16 protein-coding genes and 1 pseudogene are annotated in these 19,177 nt (G+C 39.5%); 12 read left to right on the top strand and 5 right to left on the bottom strand.

Features of this window, described 5'->3' with window-relative positions; all coding sequences use genetic code 11:
* Positions 1 to 184 (top strand): annotated as a pseudogene (locus ACX0HA_RS16400) (hypothetical protein); the annotation flags it as partial.
* A 254-nt stretch (positions 185 to 438) separates the two neighbouring features.
* Here the strand turns inward: ACX0HA_RS16400 and ACX0HA_RS16395 are convergent.
* Positions 439 to 1,689: an ABC transporter permease gene (locus ACX0HA_RS16395; RefSeq protein WP_458846387.1), complete on the bottom strand. Its 1,251-nt coding sequence runs from the start codon at positions 1,687 to 1,689 to the stop codon at positions 439 to 441.
* Between the two features lie 157 nt (positions 1,690 to 1,846).
* On the opposite strand from ACX0HA_RS16395, the gene purH reads away from it, so the two are divergent.
* The 6 genes from purH to rodA all read left to right on the top strand — a co-directional run bounded on the left by purH (position 1,847) and on the right by rodA (position 8,943).
* On the top strand, positions 1,847 to 3,370 hold the full coding sequence (gene purH / locus ACX0HA_RS16390) for a bifunctional phosphoribosylaminoimidazolecarboxamide formyltransferase/IMP cyclohydrolase (RefSeq protein ID WP_458846386.1): 1,524 nt from the start codon (positions 1,847 to 1,849) through the stop codon (positions 3,368 to 3,370).
* A 61-nt stretch (positions 3,371 to 3,431) separates the two neighbouring features.
* On the top strand, positions 3,432 to 4,460 hold the full coding sequence (locus ACX0HA_RS16385; RefSeq protein WP_458846385.1) for a rod shape-determining protein: 1,029 nt from the start codon (positions 3,432 to 3,434) through the stop codon (positions 4,458 to 4,460).
* 13 nt (positions 4,461 to 4,473) lie between these two features.
* Positions 4,474 to 5,310 (top strand): rod shape-determining protein MreC, encoded by an 837-nt coding sequence (mreC, locus tag ACX0HA_RS16380; protein ID WP_458846384.1) that lies wholly within the window; start codon positions 4,474 to 4,476, stop codon positions 5,308 to 5,310.
* Complete coding sequence (locus tag ACX0HA_RS16375; RefSeq protein ID WP_458846383.1) at positions 5,300 to 5,806, top strand: rod shape-determining protein MreD; 507 nt, start codon at positions 5,300 to 5,302, stop codon at positions 5,804 to 5,806. The genes mreC and ACX0HA_RS16375 overlap by 11 nt, the downstream gene beginning before the upstream one ends.
* Positions 5,803 to 7,674: a penicillin-binding protein 2 gene (gene mrdA, locus ACX0HA_RS16370; protein WP_458846382.1), complete on the top strand. Its 1,872-nt coding sequence runs from the start codon at positions 5,803 to 5,805 to the stop codon at positions 7,672 to 7,674. Before ACX0HA_RS16375 ends, mrdA begins: the two co-directional genes overlap by 4 nt.
* 12 nt (positions 7,675 to 7,686) lie before the next feature.
* Positions 7,687 to 8,943, top strand: a complete 1,257-nt coding sequence (rodA, locus tag ACX0HA_RS16365; RefSeq protein WP_458846381.1) for a rod shape-determining protein RodA — start codon at positions 7,687 to 7,689, stop codon at positions 8,941 to 8,943.
* Between the two features lie 255 nt (positions 8,944 to 9,198).
* Here rodA and ACX0HA_RS16360 read toward each other — a convergent pair whose 3' ends face one another.
* Entirely contained in the window at positions 9,199 to 10,305 is a 1,107-nt protein-coding gene (locus ACX0HA_RS16360) for an ABC transporter permease (RefSeq protein WP_458846380.1), read from the bottom strand.
* 8 nt (positions 10,306 to 10,313) lie between these two features.
* Positions 10,314 to 12,575, bottom strand: a complete 2,262-nt coding sequence (locus tag ACX0HA_RS16355) for a carboxy terminal-processing peptidase (RefSeq protein WP_458846379.1) — start codon at positions 12,573 to 12,575, stop codon at positions 10,314 to 10,316.
* A gap of 158 nt (positions 12,576 to 12,733) precedes the next feature.
* On the opposite strand from ACX0HA_RS16355, the gene surE reads away from it, so the two are divergent.
* The 5 genes from surE to ACX0HA_RS16330 all read left to right on the top strand — a co-directional run bounded on the left by surE (position 12,734) and on the right by ACX0HA_RS16330 (position 18,126).
* Positions 12,734 to 13,510, top strand: a complete 777-nt coding sequence (gene surE, locus ACX0HA_RS16350) for a 5'/3'-nucleotidase SurE (RefSeq protein ID WP_458846378.1) — start codon at positions 12,734 to 12,736, stop codon at positions 13,508 to 13,510.
* A 6-nt stretch (positions 13,511 to 13,516) separates the two neighbouring features.
* Positions 13,517 to 14,056: a GNAT family N-acetyltransferase gene (locus ACX0HA_RS16345; protein ID WP_458846377.1), complete on the top strand. Its 540-nt coding sequence runs from the start codon at positions 13,517 to 13,519 to the stop codon at positions 14,054 to 14,056.
* Between the two features lie 67 nt (positions 14,057 to 14,123).
* Positions 14,124 to 15,236, top strand: coding sequence for a lipid-A-disaccharide synthase (gene lpxB, locus ACX0HA_RS16340; protein WP_458846376.1), 1,113 nt, complete (start codon positions 14,124 to 14,126; stop codon positions 15,234 to 15,236).
* Positions 15,237 to 15,309: 73 nt separating this feature from the next.
* A complete protein-coding gene (locus ACX0HA_RS16335) occupies positions 15,310 to 16,065 on the top strand; it encodes a C40 family peptidase (RefSeq protein WP_458846375.1) in 756 nt (251 codons plus the stop codon).
* A gap of 9 nt (positions 16,066 to 16,074) precedes the next feature.
* A complete protein-coding gene (locus ACX0HA_RS16330; protein ID WP_458846374.1) occupies positions 16,075 to 18,126 on the top strand; it encodes a ComEC/Rec2 family competence protein in 2,052 nt (683 codons plus the stop codon).
* A gap of 8 nt (positions 18,127 to 18,134) precedes the next feature.
* On the opposite strand, the gene ACX0HA_RS16325 is transcribed toward ACX0HA_RS16330, so the two are convergent.
* Positions 18,135 to 18,605 carry a thioredoxin family protein gene (locus tag ACX0HA_RS16325; RefSeq protein WP_458846373.1) on the bottom strand — a complete coding sequence of 157 codons (471 nt, stop codon included), beginning with the start codon at positions 18,603 to 18,605 and terminating at the stop codon, positions 18,135 to 18,137.
* A gap of 104 nt (positions 18,606 to 18,709) precedes the next feature.
* Positions 18,710 to 19,171: a thioredoxin family protein gene (locus tag ACX0HA_RS16320; protein ID WP_458846372.1), complete on the bottom strand. Its 462-nt coding sequence runs from the start codon at positions 19,169 to 19,171 to the stop codon at positions 18,710 to 18,712.
* Between the last annotated feature and the right edge of the window lie 6 nt (positions 19,172 to 19,177).

The following is a 19,177-nucleotide window of genomic DNA, read 5'->3' as shown; positions in this document are numbered from 1 at the left end:
ACTTAGCAAGAATGATCTTTTCTTTTGCGCATTGCTTAAATTAAATCTTCCTTACAAGGACATGGCTACACTAATGCAGGTCTCTCCAGAAACGATTGTAAAGAAAAAATACAGAGTAAAGAAAAAAATGGGCTTAGAGACGGAATCAGAACTGGAAAATATACTGCTAAACACACCTCTATAGCTTAAATTCCTGATTTTTAAAAAGTAACAACCAAGGCAAAAATGTAGGAATGCCTTGAAAAATAAGGGATGTCCGTGTTTTGTCTATACTAAAAGTTATCTGATTCTTAAAAATCACATTAGTTTTGTTACGGAAAATAATGCCGCCCGGCATTATTTCCTATGTTGTTCGAATAACATGCCACGCGTGAAGACGGATAACATTTAAATGCGGCACGTTACAAGTGGGGGCTTAAGGCGTGCCGTTTTTTATTCTTACATACCACTTCGTATCGCCTCTACCGGATCAAGTTTTGACGCCGCGATAGCAGGAAGGATTCCTGACACTAATCCAATAAATATCGCGATCCCTGTACCAAAAGTCACAATCCCCATGCTTAGTACAAACTTGAAATCAACCATAGTCGAAAGCGCTGCCATAATACCCCAAACAAGCAATATCCCAATAAGCCCTCCAAAAAGGGAAAGAATCACCGCTTCGAATAAAAACTGGAATAAGATAAACCTGTTTTTTGCTCCCAATGCTTTTTGAATACCAATAAGGTTAGTTCGCTCCTTAACCGATACGAACATAATGTTTGCAATCCCGAATCCGCCTACAAGAAGTGAAAACGCACTTATACCAATACCAATCATATTCATCATTCCAATTATCTGGTCGATGAGATCGGTAAATCCTGATAAGATATCTATAATAAAGTTATCGCCCTGCCCCGCCCTTATGCCTCTGTAATTGCGAAGCTTTTGTGCGACTTCCGCTTTAACCTCTTCTCCATCTTCACCTGCTTTGGGCTTTATGATAATGATAGGCGTCATAAAATCGTTATGATCACCATACATATTACGTACAAAGTTTACAGGAATAATAATCGCGGTATCATTGTTTTCACCAAACATACCCTGACCCTGCTTTTCGAGTACTCCAATAACCGTAAACCTTTGCCCATACATCCTGAATTTCTTTTCAAGAGGATTCGCATCGCCAAACAGGGTCTTCGCAATTTCATAACCTACAACGGCAACGGCAGTTCCTGAATTTGACTCAGATTCATTATAAAAACGGCCATGCTCGATCTTCAGGCTTTGTATAGCGGTAAATTCGTACGACACAGGCACAACATTTACATTACTTGCAGCCTTCTCTTCATAACGAGCCGTTTCATTTTTCGTAAAAATTTGAAAGGCGGCTTCCTGAATGGAGCTCACATTATCCTTTAAATATTGATATTCTTCATAGCTGACGTCAGGAAATTGTTCACGCTTCCATCGTGGTATTTCGCTGGGGCCAAATGAGAAACGTTTTAGATACATGGTATTCTTATCGATACTACTCATGTCATCCTTAATTTTTCTGTCAAGCGAGTCAACAGCGGCCAGTATGGCTATAATTGAAAAGATACCCACCGTAACACCAAGTAGCGACAAAAATGTGCGCAGCTTATTGTTCCTAAGGGCATTCATGGCAAAAGAAAGACTCTCTTTAAGTAAACGCAGGTATAAAAGCATGATTGTTTTGATTGACTCCTGTAAAATTCTGCATTTTTTTTAAATGAAGTGAACCTATTTGAAATAAATTTTCATTTTACACGAAATTTAGTGTTCACAGCTTTTGAATGTTAACTGTACAATAACTACTTTTGCATCTTTATTTATACACACAAAAATGAGCATCAAAAAAATTTCATCGGCACTAATTTCGGTATTTGATAAAGAGGGTCTTGAGCCTATTGTAAAAAAACTGCACGAGCAGGGCGTAACGTTCTATTCTACAGGCGGTACAGAAGCTTTTATAAAAGACCTGGGCATACCGGTAGTCCCTGTGGAAGATGTAACTTCTTATCCATCTATTCTTGGCGGAAGAGTTAAGACGCTACACCCTAAAGTGTTTGGCGGAATCCTTAACCGTCAGGACAATCCGTCTGACGTGCAGCAAATGCAGGAATTTAACATCCCGCAGATTGATGTTGTAATCGTAGACCTTTATCCTTTTGAAAAAACTGTAGCTTCGGGCGCTTCTGAAGCTGACATCATAGAAAAAATTGACATTGGCGGTATTTCACTTATCCGTGCAGCTGCCAAAAACTTCAAAGACACCGTAATCGTTGCTTCGGTAAACGAATATGCTGAGTTCCTTGAGGTAATTACAAACAACAACGGAGGCACTACACTTGCAGAGCGTAAATCGTTTGCAACAAAAGCATTCCATACATCATCACACTACGACACAGCTATCTTCAATTATTTTAATGAGGATGAAACGTTCTACAAAGAGAGTGTAAACAACGGACAGGTACTTCGCTACGGTGAAAACCCTCACCAAAAAGGTTTCTTCTTTGGGGATTTCGATAAAATGTTCACTAAACTTCATGGTAAAGAATTGTCATACAACAACCTTCTGGATGTAGATGCTGCCGTGAACCTAATTAATGAATTCAAGAACGACGGACCTACATTTGCAATCCTTAAACACAACAATGCATGTGGCCTGGCTACAAGAAGCACTGTGAAAGAAGCTTATCTTGATGCTCTTGCTGCAGACCCTACTTCGGCATTTGGAGGTGTACTTATCTCTAATGCCAAAATTGACAAAGCTGCTGCCGATGAGATCAACAACCTTTTCTGCGAAGTAGTTATAGCTCCAGGCTATGATGACGATGCTACTGTGGTGCTACAGGAAAAGAAAAACAGAATTTTACTTATCCAGAACGACATTGAACTACCTGCAAAACAGGTTCGTACATGCCTAAACGGATTATTGGTTCAGGATAAAGATAATGTTACAGACAATAAAGAACACTTAACTACCGTTACTGTAACATCACCTACTACTCAGGAAGTTGAAGATTTGCTTTTTGCATCAAAAATTTGCAAGCATACAAAATCGAACACGATTGTATTTGCAAAAAACAAACAGCTATACGCATCAGGAACAGGACAAACCTCACGCGTAGATGCCCTAAGACAAGCTATAGAAAAAGCACACTCATTCAATTTCGACCTAAACGGCGCTGTTATGGCCAGCGATGCATTTTTCCCATTCCCGGATTGTGTTGAACTTGCCAAAAATGCCGGAATCACTGCGGTTATACAACCCGGAGGTTCAATAAAAGACGAGCTTAGCATAAACTACTGCAACGAAAATAATGTTGCGATGGTATTTACAGGCACCCGTCATTTCAAACATTAATTTTACTACTTTTGTAAGCTTAAACATTTTTTATACCAAAACCTTAATACACTGAGCCAGTATGGGATTTTTTGATTTCATGACCGAGGATATCGCGATAGACCTTGGTACCGCAAATACCCTAATCATACATAACGATAAAGTTGTTATAGACAGCCCTTCTATTGTTGCCCGCGATCGTATCTCGGGAAAAATAATAGCCGTTGGTAAAGAGGCAAACATGATGCAGGGTAAAACCCATGAAAACATCAAAACCATACGCCCCCTTAAAGATGGTGTAATTGCTGACTTTGATGCGTCTGAAAAGATGCTTACAATGTTCATCAAGAGCATCCCTGCTTTAAAGAAAAAGCTATTCACTCCTGCCCTGCGCCTTGTCATCTGTATTCCTTCAGGAATTACTGAAGTAGAGATGCGTGCGGTAAAAGAATCAGCTGAAAGGGTAAACGGTAAAGAAGTGTACCTTATACACGAGCCGATGGCAGCTGCAATTGGTATTGGTGTAGACATCATGCAGCCTAAAGGAAACATGATCGTAGATATAGGCGGTGGTACTACAGAGATTGCAGTTATCGCATTAGGTGGTATCGTATGCGACAAATCGGTTAAAATTGCAGGTGACGTATTTACAAATGATATCATTTATTACATGCGTACACAACACAACCTTTTTGTTGGTGAAAGTACAGCCGAAAAAATAAAGATCACAATCGGTGCTGCCATAGAAGACCTTGAAACACCTCCAGAAGACATGTCGGTACAAGGGCGTGACCTTTTAACAGGCAAGCCTAAACAGGTCGATGTTTCTTACCGCGAGATCGCTAAAGCACTTGATAAATCGATACAGCGTATTGAAGACGCTGTTATGGAAACTCTTTCACAAACACCTCCTGAACTAGCAGCGGATATCTACAATACAGGTATTTACCTTGCCGGCGGAGGATCGATGTTAAGAGGTCTTGACAAACGTATCTCCCAAAAAACTGACCTCCCGGTTTATATTGCTGAAGATCCGCTTAGAGCCGTTGTAAGAGGAACAGGGATGGCACTAAAAAACATACAAAAATTCAGAAGCATACTTATCAAATAAAGCAGGCTAAAAGATGCAGCAAATATTTAATTTTCTATTTAAAAACAGTATTTTATTACTGTTTTTGCTGCTTTTGGGCATTTCGTTAACGCTCACCATACAGTCGCATTCCTATCACAGAAGCCGCGCCGTTACATCGGCCAATGCTATTTCTGGCTATGTATATGAACAAGTGAACACTGTCGAAGAATACCTGAACCTGAAAGAGCAGAATGAAGCACTTGCCGGCGAGAATGCCCGCCTAAAAAGATTGCTCTTCAATACTCAGGACACCACTAATACACCTCCGGTAAATATACCGGAAGCCATGGGCAACTTTGCTGTAATACAGTCAAAGGTAATACGCAATTCTTACAGTGTACACGAAAATTACTTTACCATAAACAGCGGCCGTAACCAGGGTATTAAACCTGATATGGGTGTTGTAAGCAGTCTTGGTGTTGTGGGTATCGTAGAAAATACCTCAGGCAACTATGCGACCGTTATCAGCATCCTGAATCTTAAGTTCAAACTTGACGCTAAGATCAAGAAGAACAATCACTTCGGAACGCTTACATGGAATGGTAAAAACACAGGTTTTGCACAGCTGATTGATGTTCCGAGGCTGGCAACAGTACAAAAAGGCGACACAATTGTTACCGGTGCCGAATCAAAGATCTTCCCTGAAAATATACCAATTGGTACAATTGACAAAGTGTACATGGACAAAAAGACAAACTATTATACACTTGAAGTAAGATTATTTAACGATATGACCAGCCTTGGTCATGTCTATGTAATAGAAAACAAAGATCGCGACGAGATCATAAAACTGGAGGAAGAAACTACAAATACGACAAATGAGCAGTAGTACCATAATGAACATATTCAGGTTTATACTCCTGCTTGCCTTACAGGTAATTATTTTCAGCAGACTGAACTTGTTTGGCTTCCTGAATCCTTACCCGTACATATTATTCATTCTCTTATACCCGGTTAACGGAAATAAAGCAGGACTGCTACTATCTTCTTTCCTTTTAGGATTAATGGTTGACATGTTTACCGACTCCGGAGGAACCCATGCCGTAGCCTGCGTAACGCTTGCCTATCTCAGGCCGACCTTCTTTAAATTCTCATTTGGACTTAGTTACGAGTATCAAACCGTAAAAATAAATGAACGATTATCGCCTGAGCGGTTTTCTTTTATCCTTATTTCTATTGTAACGCATCATTTAATTTTATACCTTTTGGAGGTATTTAGGTTTAGCCTTATCCTTGATGTTTTGATAAGGACATTGCTTACAACACTATTTACGCTAACACTTTGCATAATCATCATCTACTTAATTAAGCCGGGCAAACAATGAGAAAGAGTTTATTGCCAATAGTTATAATTGCCGCAACAGTTATTATTGTGGCAAGGCTTTTTTATTTACAGATTATTGATGACTCGTATATCAAAAAATCTGACAACAACGCCATCAAGATTAAATATGACTATCCTGAAAGAGGTTATATTTATGACCGTAATGGCAAATTGTTAGTAGCGAACCAGCCTTCTTATGACATCATGGTCACTCCTAAAGAAATGTCGAAGGATCTTGACACGATGGAAATATGCTCACTGCTTGGCATCACCAAAGAATATTTTATCCAAAGGGTAAAAAAGGCCGAAATCTACAGTAAAAGGCTGCCATCTGTCTTTTTACCCCAACTCAACAAAAGAGAATTTGCTGCTTTCCAGGAAAAAATACGCCGCTTTAAAGGTTTTGACATCGTTAAGCGATCGCTTCGTGACTACCAAACAGTTTCTGGTGCCAATGTATTTGGCTATATCGCTCAGGTAAACGACCCGATAATCAAGAAAAACCCTTACTACAAAAGTGGTGACCTCATCGGAAAACAAGGTGTTGAAGAAATGTATGAAGATATACTCCGTGGCGTAAAAGGAGTAAAATACATTCAAAAAGATCGCTTCAACAGGGAAATAGGCTCTTTTAAAGAAGGTATCTATGACACAATAGCTGTTCAGGGAAAAGATATAACGCTTAGTATCGACAAAGAACTTCAGGAATATGGCGAAAAGCTGATGTTTGAAAAACGCGGCGGTATTGTAGCTATCGAACCTAAAACCGGTGAAATACTGGCATTGGTCACTGCTCCGTCATATGACCCCTCAATACTTGTTGGCCGTGAACGTTCTAAAAACTATACAAGGATGTACAAAGACACCCTTGAAATGCCTCTTTTCGACAGGGGGCTATTAGCTGAATATCCTCCCGGATCTCCTTTCAAGATACTTACCGGACTTGTAGGACTACAGGAGGAAGTAATCGACGTGAATACAACTTTCATGTGCCATCATGGTTTCTCATATGGTCGTGGAGCATTTATGAAATGCCACGGATTTGGTCCACACCAGCTTAACAACGGCATTTACAACTCTTGTAATACTTATTTTGGTAATGTATTCAAACTTACTATAGATAAATATCCTAAACCCCAATATGGCGTTGATGCCTGGAGTAACCACCTTAAAAGTTTTGGCTTAGGCGATTTCTTAGGCTATGACCTTCCGCCGGGACGAAAAGGACTTGTGCCTACTTCTAAATTCTACAAACGATTTTATCCTAACGGAGGATGGAGAAGTTCGACCATCATTTCAAATTCTATAGGACAGGGAGAAGTATCAATGACACCCATACAGCTTGCAAACATGATGGCTGCAGTAGCCAATGAAGGTTACTACTACACCCCTCACGTAATAAGAAAAATTAAGGGTCAGCAAATTGATAAGAAATTCAGGACCAAACATTATACTACTATAGACAAACAGCATTTCAAGCCGGTTATCGATGGCCTTTTTGACGTGTACAATTATGGAACGGCGAGCCACCTTAAGGTAGAAGGTATTGAAATATGCGGAAAAACAGGAACCGCCGAGAACTTTGCAAAAATAAACGGCATAAAGACCCAGCTTACCGATCATTCTATCTTTGTGGCATTTGCACCAAGGGAAAATCCTAAAATCGCTATTGCGGTATTTGTAGAAAATGGTTACTGGGGTGCGCGTTGGGCAGGACCTATTACAAGCTTAATGATCGAAAAATACCTGAAAGGCGAAGTGACACAAAAAGCCCGTGAAGAATATATAATGAAGAACGGACTGAAAAACGAATATGCTAAGGTAACCAGCGGAGTACCATTTAAGATTAACCAAAGCTATACGCCTTAGAAGGCAGCAAAAATGAAGAACCAAAGCGTAACCAACAATATTGACTGGATTACAATTCTACTCTATAGTATTTTAGTAATTACAGGATGGATGACTATTTATTCGGCTTCATTACCGAATGAAACTACATCCATTTTTGATATTGGGCAAATATATGGTAAACAGATACTGTTCATAGTATTCAGTATTCCTCTTATCATGGTCTTGCTTACAGTCGATGCCAAGATCTACGACAAATATGCGTTTATCTTCTACGGCTTGGGTATATTACTACTCGCCGGCCTCTTTGTTGCAGGTAAGACCATTAAAGGCCAGACCAACTGGTATTCCTTTGGAGGGTTTAGCCTTCAGCCTTCGGAGTTTGCAAAGATAGCAACTGCACTGGTGCTTTCTAAATTTTTGAGTGATGTACAAATAAACCTTAAAAACACGAATCATCAACTGATTGCCTTTGCAATAATTGCCTTTCCTGTCGGACTGATCATGATGCAGCCCGATGCCGGTAGTGCCATGATATTTGCTTCCCTTACATTGGTCTTATACCGTGAAGGCCTTCCCGGATGGTACTTAGGCACAGGTGCCATAGCAGTTATATTATTCCTTTTGGCGTTACTGGTTAAGCCTTTATTTATAGTAATATTGGCCCTTATAATTATCCTTGCACATTTTTTCCTTACCCGCAGGGCATTCAGAAATCCTATCCTCTCCAGTATAATATTTGTAGCAATTACAGCTTTTGTGTACTCAGTTGACTTTGTATATGAAAACGTACTGGAAGACCACCAGAAAGACCGTATCAATGTATTATTTGATAAAGACGTAAATCAACAAGCCGAAGGATATAACCTTAACCAGTCGATGATTGCTATTGGTTCAGGAGGATGGTTTGGAAAAGGCTATCTTGAAGGAACCCAAACAAAAGGTGGGTTCGTACCGGAACAGCATACCGATTATATTTTCACCACTGTAGGTGAAGAATGGGGTTTTGTAGGATCATTGGTAGTAATCGGCTTGTTTGTTACGCTCCTATTGAGGATCATTTATCTGGCAGAACGCCAAAAATCTAAATTCAGCCGTACATACGGTTATTGCGTAGCGGCGATATTGTTCATGCACTTCTTTGTGAACATTACCATGCTTATCAAGCTGTTCCCTACTATTGGGGTACCGCTGCCGTTTTTCTCATATGGAGGATCGAGCTTATGGGCGTTTACCATATTGTTGTTCATTTTCATTAAAATGGATGCCAATAAGGTGAATGAGTGGTAGTCACAGCACTAATAAGGTTCCTGATTAAATAGCCATTACTTTCGCAAGCTTTTAAATATAACTTGGCATCCTTTTCAATCAAAGAATAGACCTTTGTGTTTGTGTCAGACAGATTTTTCAGATATTTCCCAAGACGTGATATTATTTCTCCTCCAGTAGACCCTGAAATAATACAATCCTTTACCTCTTCAATAACCTCAGGATAATCCTGTAAATTACTCGTTGCTTTTTCTAAAATTAACCGGTAATCCATAACTATTCACTCTTTACATCCAGCGCATCCCTCAAGGCATTACCAACCATCATAAAGGCTAACACAAGCAACAGCATTGCGATACCGGGCGCCATCGCAAGATAAGGTTTGCCCAGGATAATATAATTATAGTGGTCTTTTATCATTCCGCCCCAGCTTGGTATGGGTGGCTGTGCACCAAGACCCAAAAAGCTCAGGCCGCTTTCTACCAATATGGCAGATGCAAAATTAGCCGCCGAGATTACTATAACGGGCGCCATACTATTTGGCAATATATGATTAAAGATAATCCTGCTGTTTTTGTATCCAAGTGCCCTTGCTGCCGTAACAAACTGCGTCTGCTTAAGACTCATTACCTGCCCCCTGACAACCCTTGCGACCTCGACCCACATGGTAAGTCCTACAGCTACAAAAACTTGCCAGAAGCCTTTACCCAGAGCCAGCGTAATAGCTATAACCAAAAGCAGCGTAGGTATAGACCAGATAATATTCACCAGCCACATTACAAAGGCATCTACTTTCCCTCCGTAATAACCTGCAATCGCTCCAAAGAATATCCCAACAACCAGCGATATGAATACCGCAACAAACCCTATAGCTATCGACACCCTCGACCCTACTATAAGTCGGCTCAGAAGATCACGCCCCTGGCTATCAGTTCCCAGTATGAATTTTTGTTCTTGCACGAAGCCCTTCCCTACTGTTTCAGCATTTGCATTTTTACCAAATGCTGCTAACGGAATTGTTTTGGCAACAGCCAGTGAAGGCTCATCGGTATATTCGTAATAGGTAAGGCTATCTTTTGTGACCGTGTATTTAAGAATTGGAATTTTTGCAGGAGCCATTGGTCGTCCTGAAAAATAATCCGAAAGCGCACCCTCATCCTCCTCTGACGGAAACGTAAGCATGGTAACTGCAAATCCGGGAGATTTGGAATGAATTGCCAAATCGCCCCAATTGGCATTTTCAGTTTTATCAGGTGCAAGGACATAGGCAAAAATTGCAATGAATAACAGGAGTACAATGAATACTAAACTTAAAACGCCCCAAAAATTCTTTTTGAATTTTTGGAGCGCTAAGCCTGTAAGCGAATGATTGGTTTTATCCATCAGGGGCTTTATCTCGTTTTAACCATTTTATCTTTTTTTACCGCTACAGCATTACTTTTTGCTGCCGGCTGCATGTCTTCGAGTACATTAAGAGCTTCTTCTACATAAATGTCTTTAGAAAGGCTTTCATACCATCTTTGCTTTTTCTCTGCCAATAATGGCTCTTTGGCAAAAACCTCTTTTTCGTATGGCAGCGCATCAAAGGTAAGTTTGTTTTTATAGTCGTTCAATGCCTTAAATTTTTTAGCTACAGCCTCACTTTTAGCAAGTTCTTCTTTAAACTTATCTATATTCAGGCTATATGTATTCTCATCTTTCTTCTGGAATACCCATTTAGCATTTTCATCCATCAGCTTAAACTGGTCATTAGAAGCCATTCTGTTTTTGCTGTTAGCGATTACGCCTGCAAAATTAGTACTTAGCGGCTTGTAACCGGCCGGGTCAATCTTATCCCAAGGCATAGCATTATCAACATCGCGCTCACCCATATCGATATAAGAATATCTGTCAGGCATAACAATATCGCTCATAACACCTTCTCTTTGTGTAGAACCTCCATTAATTCTGTAGAATTTCTGGGTAGTTGTTTTTAGTGCTCCAAGGTCGCCCATAGAATTGTTCCTTACAAACTGGTTAAGGTCAATAAGATTTTGAACCGTACCTTTTCCATAAGTATGCTTGCTACCCATAATTACACCTCTGTGGTAATCCTGTATTGCAGCTGCGAATATCTCTGAAGCCGAAGCCGAAAAGTTATTTACCAACACTACAAGCGGACCATCCCAAAGTACAGAAGAATCACTATCAGAAAGTACTTCTTTTTGTTTTCCGGCAGACTTAACCTGAACTACAGGCCCTTGCGGAATGAACAAGCCTGTAATATCTACTACAGTTTTAAGTGACCCTCCACCATTATCCCTAAGGTCCATGATGATACCGTCTACTTTAGCTTCTTTTAGTCGTTTTACTTCAAGAGCAACGTCTTTGGCTGCATCACGTTTGTTTTTATCTTCAAAGTCAATGTAGAATTTAGGCAGATAGATAACACCATAGGTCTTACCGTCTTTCTTCACAACACTCGACTTAGCATAAGTTTCTTCAATTTCTACCACTTCCCTGACAATAGAGATAACTTTAATAGAACCGTCTACTTTTTTAACTGTAAGCCTAACCTCGGTTCCTTTAGGGCCTTTAATCTTTTTCACAGTATCATCAAGGCGTAAACCCGCAATATCAACAGGATTTTCTTTCCCCTGAGCTACTTTCATAATAAGGTCTCCCTGCTCAAGTTCTTTACCTCTCCAGGCAGGTCCACCCGCTATAAGTTCAGATATTTCTACGTAATCACCTTTCTTTTGCAGTCTTGCTCCAATACCTTCAAGAGAACCTCTCATGCTGGTATCAAATTTGTCTTTATCATCCGGCGCAAAATAAAATGTATGGGGATCAAAACGTTCTGCAATGGCATTAAGATAAACACTGAACCATTCATCACGGTCAAGGTCATCAATCACATCAAAGTAATCATTAAGTGACTTAAGTGTAGACTCACGAGCTTCTTTTTCAAGTTCTGTGAATGTTTTTGGTTTGCTGTCCTCTGCTTTTTTATCGTCAGATGCCTTAGCATCTTTAGTTCCATCTGCCTTAACTTTATCTGCCGGGGTTTCCTGTACCTTTTGCTTATCCGTTATTGTAGAAAGCACAGACAGCTTGAGTTGCTTTTCCCAACGCTTTCTAAGTTCGGCGTCGTTTTTAGGAAATGGCATTTTCTCATAATCAACATTGAACTCTTCATTAACCGAAAAATCAAATGGCTTATCAAGTATATCTTTATAAAAACCTTCAGATTCTTTTATTCTTTTCTGAAGCCTTGTGTAGGTAAGGTCAAAAAACGAAAGATCCTTGTTATTGATCATATCATCGATCTTATCTTCATACTTTGAAAACTCATCAATATCCGACTGGATAAAGAACCTCTTTGAAGGGTCTAAAGATTCAATATAACTTTTATAAACACCTTTTGAGAAAGCGTCATCAATCTTGGCAGGATCATAATGCCCTTTTTCTATTACAAAAGTTATTAGTTCCAGAAGCAGCTTATCTTTTTCCGGATCTGCATCAACCTTATTTATACCAAGAATAGAATTAATCGGGTTGTTTAATCCTAATTCAGACGAGACAGTCTTAAAGCTGGCAAGGAATATTGCCAGTAAGGCAACGATTCCCAATATCTTATAATTTCTTTTCATATAGCTTAAAATGGCATTCATTTAAATTATTGTATTATCATTTACACTAAAAAGTGTGCCAAAGTACATGTGTATATTTTTTTTCTCACCAACACCTCTCAAACGACGGCAGCACTTTAAAAATATTGTAATTTAGCTAAACGTAAAAGTACAATACTTATTTTGATTTTTCTACACCAATGAAGAAAAAACCCTTAATACTCGTCACTAATGACGACGGCATTACAGCACCCGGAATCAGGGCATTGATCAGCGTTATGAAAGAGCTTGGAGATGTTGTAGTTGTAGCTCCTGACAGCCCGCAATCGGCTACCGGACATGCCATTACAATCAACAATACACTGCACATTAACAAAATCGACATTGACCCGGATGTTGAAATGGAATACAGCTGTAGCGGAACACCCGTTGACTGCGTTAAGTTTGCCGTAAGCGAAATCCTGAAACGCAAGCCCGACCTTTGTGTTTCGGGGGTAAATCACGGATCGAATTCGTCCATAAACGTAATTTACTCAGGAACCATGAGCGCTGCTGTTGAAGCCGGTATCGAAGGCATACCTGCTATTGGCTTTTCACTATTAGATTACAACTGGGACGCCGATTTTGAACCTATAAAATCGTCGATTAAAAAAATTACAGAAGAAGTACTGGAAAATGGACTCCCTGATGGTGTGATACTTAATGTAAATTTCCCAAAACTCAATGAGAACGAGATAAAAGGCATAAAGATTTGCCGCCAGGCAAAAGCGATGTGGCAGGAACGTTTCGACAAACGCCAGACCCCCATGGGTAGGGATTATTATTGGCTGACAGGAAAATTCGTAAACCTGGATAATGGGGAAGACACTGACGAATGGGCCTTGGCTCATGGATACATCTCTATTGTCCCTGTACAATTTGACCTTACCGCACACCATGCCATGCAGACACTTAACAGCTGGAACCTGAACGATTAAATAATTATGAATTTCAATATCCAGCCGACACTTGAAAATGACAAAGTGATTCTTCAGCCTTTACAGGAAGATGATTTTGAAGCATTATTTAGCATTGCATCCGACCCTAAAATATGGGAGCAGCATCCTAACAAAGACCGTTGGAAAAAGCAAGTTTTCAAAACTTTTTTCGACGGCGCCATACAGAGCAATGGTGCATTTAAAATTGTTGAAAAATCAACGGGACATGCAATAGGCAGCAGCCGCTATTATGACTACAACAATGACGATGACAGCATTCTCATCGGCTATACCTTTTATGCAACCTCATGCTGGGGCAGCGGCATCAATAAAACAGTCAAAGCATTGATGCTTGACTATGCTTTTCAGTTTGTATCAAAAGTCCATTTTCATATCGGGGCTAATAATCTCCGTTCACAAATCGCCATTGGCCGTATAGGTGCCGAAAAGATCGCCGAACAGGAAGTGGCTTATTTTGGAGAAGAGACCAAACTCAACTTTGTTTATGAAATAACAAAACAGAAATGGGAGTCGCTTACTATTTAGCTTATAAATCACTCAGCAGCATTTTAATTTTACAATAAATAATACCTTTGCCAAACAAACAACAGGCATGAAATACTACATTATTGCAGGAGAAGCTTCGGGAGACCTACACGGCTCTAACCTGATGAAAGAACTTTTTAAGCAGGACCCAAATGCTGACATTCGCTTTTGGGGAGGTGACCTGATGCAACACACCGGCGGTACATTGGTAAAACATTATCGTGACCTTGCTTTCATGGGCTTTGCCGAAGTAGTGCAAAACCTGAAAACTATCCTTAACAATATAAAATTCTGCAAACAGGACATTAAAGCTTTTAGTCCCGATGTAATCATTTTTATTGATTACCCCGGCTTTAATATGCGCATTGCCGAATGGGCAAAGAAAGAAGGAATCAAAACCCATTATTACATTTCGCCGCAGATATGGGCATGGAAAGAAAGCCGCATTAAGGCCATAAAACGTGATGTAGACCACATGTATATCATCCTGCCTTTTGAAAAGGATTTTTACGAAAAGAAACACAATTTTGCTGTTGAATTCGTAGGCCACCCACTTATAGATGCCATACATAACAGGAAATATACCGATGAATCCACTTTCCGAAAAGAGTTTGATCTTGACGAAAGACCTGTCATCGCATTATTGCCGGGAAGCCGCAAACAGGAAATCTCAAAAATGCTTGAGGGCATGCTTTCGGTTGTAAACGATTTTCCCGATTACCAGTTTGTCATTGCCGGTGCACCTTCTCAGGAATATTCTTTTTATCAACAGTTCCTTGGCAGCAGTAATGTTAAGTTCATATCCAACAGGACATACGACCTTTTGAGCATTGCTTATGCCGCCCTGGTAACATCAGGAACTGCCACTTTGGAAACAGCATTATTCAAAGTTCCTGAGGTAGTATGCTACAAAGGAAACTGGATATCGTACCAGATCGCAAAAAGAATTATAACATTAAAATACATATCCCTGGTCAACCTGATCCTGGATGAAGAAATTGTTAAGGAATTAATTCAGGATGACTTTAACACAAAAAACATAAGGGCTGAACTACAAAAAATTTTAACACCTGAACATCGCCAAAACCTTCTGAAACAGTACGATTTACTAGAAGAAAAATTAGGCGGCGAAGGTGCCAGTAAAAAAACTGCGGAGTTCATTATCAAATATTTAACATAAAAACCAAAAAAAACTTTAAAATTAATTTTCTATATTTGTCAAAACACGAGTTGAATTTGATAAAATAAAAGATTTGAAAAACCTACTGTCCATATCCCTGTTTATGCTTTTAATGATTTCGCTGAAATCATCGGCACAAATAATCACCACTAAGAAAGAAGCCCAGAAAAAAGGTGTTTACTCATACACCGAAAAACAAAAAACTGCTGAAGCTGCAAAACCTGCTATCGACAAACAGGCAGTAGTGAAAGAAGTTGCATCGCTTAAAAACAGTGAGATTTTAGGTTATGAACCAGTGGTTAAAATGGAAATCGCAAAAAATCCAGGCAGATTTGATGCTCCGGTTACCAAAACAAATCCTACTTTCAAAAAAACCGTTGTTATAAACGATAACGAAGAAGTTACCAATTACATCGAGTCTGATGTAGAAAGCTACCTTGGCCAGCAAATAGCAACAAATGCCATTAATGAATTTAAAGGTGTTCGTTACAGAGGCGGAGGCACTACCAAAGCCGGAATGGATTGTTCAGGCATGGTGTATGCTTCTTTTAAATTATTTGACATTACACTGCCAAGGAGTTCTCACGAAATGACCAAGGCTACTAAAGAAGTTAAACTTACTGAAGTTAAAAAAGGCGACCTGCTTTTCTTCAGGAACAGCCACAATAGAAAAACGATTAACCACGTTGGTATTGTAACTGAAGTTACCCCTGAGGGCGAAGTATTGTTTATTCATTCTTCTACAAGTTCAGGTGTTATCATTTCTTCTATGAACGAAGCTTACCACTCAAGGACTTTTGTTCAGGCCGGCAGATACATCGAGGAATAATCCAATTCAATGCGCACAGGTTTCAACGGGCAGTCTCAGTCTCCGGTATTGAAATATCCCATTGGAATCATCACCCTGTTTATAGTACTTGGTATTACAGCCGGACACTATATTAACATACCACCAAATAGTATCTATGCGATTAACCTATTAGCCTTAACCGGATTAGCATTCGCATTCAGATATTCCAAAAAGGCATTTTTACCAGTTCCACATTTTACCGTTTCGTCACTTGTATTTTCATTCACTTTTGGGATGCTGATACAGTCACTGCATTACGCGCCTAACCAAAAGCTACATTATTCAAACGCAATAGATTCTACCATTCCTGAAATAAAAGGAGTGATTACTGAGCGGCTCAAGCCGAACGATTATCAGGAACGCTACTACTTTGAGGTTACTGCCATAAATAAAAAAAAGGCAACAGGCAGAATCCTTCTGACAATCCCTAAAGACAGTACCTACACCCATGTTTATCCGGGTGATAGTTTTATCATTATTGATAATCCTTTGCCGATTGCAAAACCACTTAACCCCCATCAGTTTAATTATGCCGGTTACATGGAAAAACAAAGTGTTTTCCATCAGCTAAAGCTGAAAGACAATTATATAGAGACGGGAACGGTTAAAAAATTTGACTACTATCTTGGCAGGCTGCGTGAAACATTAGTACAAAGTTTTTCTGTACACAAGTATAGTCCACAAGTACAAAACACCTTAGATGCCCTACTCCTGGGACAAAGACAGGATATGGACACAGCAACCAATGATGCTTATAAAGATGCCGGGGTATTGCATATCCTTGCTATTTCCGGTTTACACTTTTCGGTACTTTTTTATCTGCTTACTGTCTTTTTTAAACCTCTTAACCGTTTTTCAAAACACGGAAAATTACTGTGCCTAATCGCTGTACTCAGTATCATTTGGGGATTTGCTTTCATAACAGGGTTATCAGCTTCGGTTGTACGCTCTGTCGTTATGTTTACGATCATAAGCTTCGCCCAATTCATGAACAGGGACACCAACATTTACAATTCATTGTTCATTTCAATGCTGGTACTACTTATTGCCAATCCTTATTTTATTTTTGATGCAGGCTTCCAGCTGAGTTACCTTGCAGTATTTGCAATCGTGCTTTTACAACCTTTTTACCAGCAAGTTGCGATGTCAAAACATAAACCTCTTAATTATTTAAGCGACACATTACTAGTTTCCCTCGCTGCGCAAATAGGCGTATTACCCTTGAGCCTATATTACTTCAATCGGTTTCCGTTACTATTCCTTATAGCTAATCTGGTCGTAATACCGCTATCGAATGTTGTATTAGTATTGGGGCTTTTGGTTTTAATATTGAATTTCATATGGATAGATGCCGCACTAGTTGCCGGAAAGGCACTAGGCTTTTTAGTAGAAGTAATGAACGGCTTTATCAGTTGGATCGCTTCGTTTGAAAATCTTGTGATCAAAGAAATCTCCTTTACCCTGTTATTGACTGTTATACTTTACGGTGCAATCGCCTTACTTGTATTTTGGTTTTACAAAAAGAGCTACAAAAGAACTATGGCACTTCTATGCGCCATTCTTATCTTTCAATGCGCATATTACATAACAGACCGGCAGCATAAAAACAATGAAGAGCTTGTTATTTTCAACAACAGAAAAAACACGGTAATAGCCATAAAAAATCACGAACAACTCACATTGATAAGTGATGACAGCCTAATCAGGAATACCGCAACAATAAGAGCTTATGCGAGAGAAGGCTTCAACACCACACTAATTACACAGCCTTTACATAATATGATATGGTATAATGAGAAGAAAATATTTATCATCGACAAGGATGCCGCATACAGCACGAACATCAAACCGGACATACTTATCCTGACTCAATCCCCAAAAATTAATCTGGAACGTATTGTGCACGAAATACAGCCTAAAGAGATTGTTGCAGATGCCACTAATTACAAAAGAAGCATCAAACTTTGGGAAGCCACCTGCCGGAAAGAAAAAATCCCTTTCCATGCTACTGCCGAAAAGGGATCCTATACTATTAAATAAACTCGTAATTAGGTTTTGTTGACCATGATTTTGTTAGCACCTTCCAGCCACGTTGATGGCCCACCTGCAACATAACCGCTGCTGCCACGGGGAGCAAATTCTACTTTACCTTCCTTGTTTTTCTTTACATCTGTAATCCATACGGTAGGATAACCCCTTACCTGGAAAAAGCTGTTTAACTGTGCATTTTGCTGTTTAATCTCGTCGGCTTGTGGTGTTCTCTTTGGGAAATCAAGTTCAACCAAAACTACATTATCTTTTGCCCATTTAGCAAATTCAGGTGTTTTAAAAACTTCTTTCTGAAGTTTCATACACCATCCGCACCAGTCACTCCCTGTAAAAAACAGAAATAACGGTTTTTTGCTTTTGGTTGAAATAGCCATTGCTTTGTTAAGATCGGTATGCCACTCGGCCTCCTGTGCCTCTATGGTCATTACGCTTAAAGTAATCAGCAGCGTAAGGAATAATATCTTTTTCATAAGTGAAAATCAATTTTAAATATTGGCCTAATTTAATAAAAGAAACAATAGGTATGAAAGAAAAATTCCTCTTCGGTTAGCCGAAGAGGAATTTGATCTAAAAATTATTTTGACCCGAGTTTCGAGAGCAATTGAGGAGCCTCAAGATAGCCAACAATAGGCTCTTTTACATCTCCTTTGGCTGTAAATACCACCATTGAAGGATAGCCCTGTATGTTGAGAAACTTAGCAAATTCATGTTGTGAATTCCTGCCTTTACGGTCAGGATTAAACTGTGGGTTGGTATATTTCTTCCCTTTGTAGTTAATCTCAGTATTGCTTTCGGCATTGAACTTAACTGCATAATAATTCTCGCTGATATACTTTACAAATTCAGGATCATGGAAAGTATTTTTATCAAGCATCTTACAAGGACCACACCAATCGGTATAGACATCCATAAAGATAGGTTTCGGCTTCTTTTTCTGTGCAGCAAGAGCTTCATCCATACTCATCCATTTTATCTCCTGCGCCTGTGCTGTAAGAGCACCAAGCGTTATAACAAGCGCTAAAAGTATTTTTTTCATAGTGTA

The organism is Flavobacterium hauense, assembly GCF_054457175.1.
The sequence above is the reverse complement of the archived record's forward strand: the minus strand, read 5'-3'. Positions and strand labels throughout refer to the sequence as shown.

Coding starts and splice junctions, on each gene's coding strand:
- ACX0HA_RS16395 (WP_458846387.1), bottom strand. CDS start 1,689: ATGCTTTTATACCTGCGTTTACTTAAAGAGAGTCTTTCTTTTGCCATG.
- purH (WP_458846386.1), top strand. CDS start 1,847: ATGAGCATCAAAAAAATTTCATCGGCACTAATTTCGGTATTTGATAAA.
- ACX0HA_RS16385 (WP_458846385.1), top strand. CDS start 3,432: ATGGGATTTTTTGATTTCATGACCGAGGATATCGCGATAGACCTTGGT.
- mreC (WP_458846384.1), top strand. CDS start 4,474: ATGCAGCAAATATTTAATTTTCTATTTAAAAACAGTATTTTATTACTG.
- ACX0HA_RS16375 (WP_458846383.1), top strand. CDS start 5,300: ATGAGCAGTAGTACCATAATGAACATATTCAGGTTTATACTCCTGCTT.
- mrdA (WP_458846382.1), top strand. CDS start 5,803: ATGAGAAAGAGTTTATTGCCAATAGTTATAATTGCCGCAACAGTTATT.
- rodA (WP_458846381.1), top strand. CDS start 7,687: ATGAAGAACCAAAGCGTAACCAACAATATTGACTGGATTACAATTCTA.
- ACX0HA_RS16360 (WP_458846380.1), bottom strand. CDS start 10,305: ATGGATAAAACCAATCATTCGCTTACAGGCTTAGCGCTCCAAAAATTC.
- ACX0HA_RS16355 (WP_458846379.1), bottom strand. CDS start 12,575: ATGAATGCCATTTTAAGCTATATGAAAAGAAATTATAAGATATTGGGA.
- surE (WP_458846378.1), top strand. CDS start 12,734: ATGAAGAAAAAACCCTTAATACTCGTCACTAATGACGACGGCATTACA.
- ACX0HA_RS16345 (WP_458846377.1), top strand. CDS start 13,517: ATGAATTTCAATATCCAGCCGACACTTGAAAATGACAAAGTGATTCTT.
- lpxB (WP_458846376.1), top strand. CDS start 14,124: ATGAAATACTACATTATTGCAGGAGAAGCTTCGGGAGACCTACACGGC.
- ACX0HA_RS16330 (WP_458846374.1), top strand. CDS start 16,075: ATGCGCACAGGTTTCAACGGGCAGTCTCAGTCTCCGGTATTGAAATAT.
- ACX0HA_RS16325 (WP_458846373.1), bottom strand. CDS start 18,605: ATGAAAAAGATATTATTCCTTACGCTGCTGATTACTTTAAGCGTAATG.
- ACX0HA_RS16320 (WP_458846372.1), bottom strand. CDS start 19,171: ATGAAAAAAATACTTTTAGCGCTTGTTATAACGCTTGGTGCTCTTACA.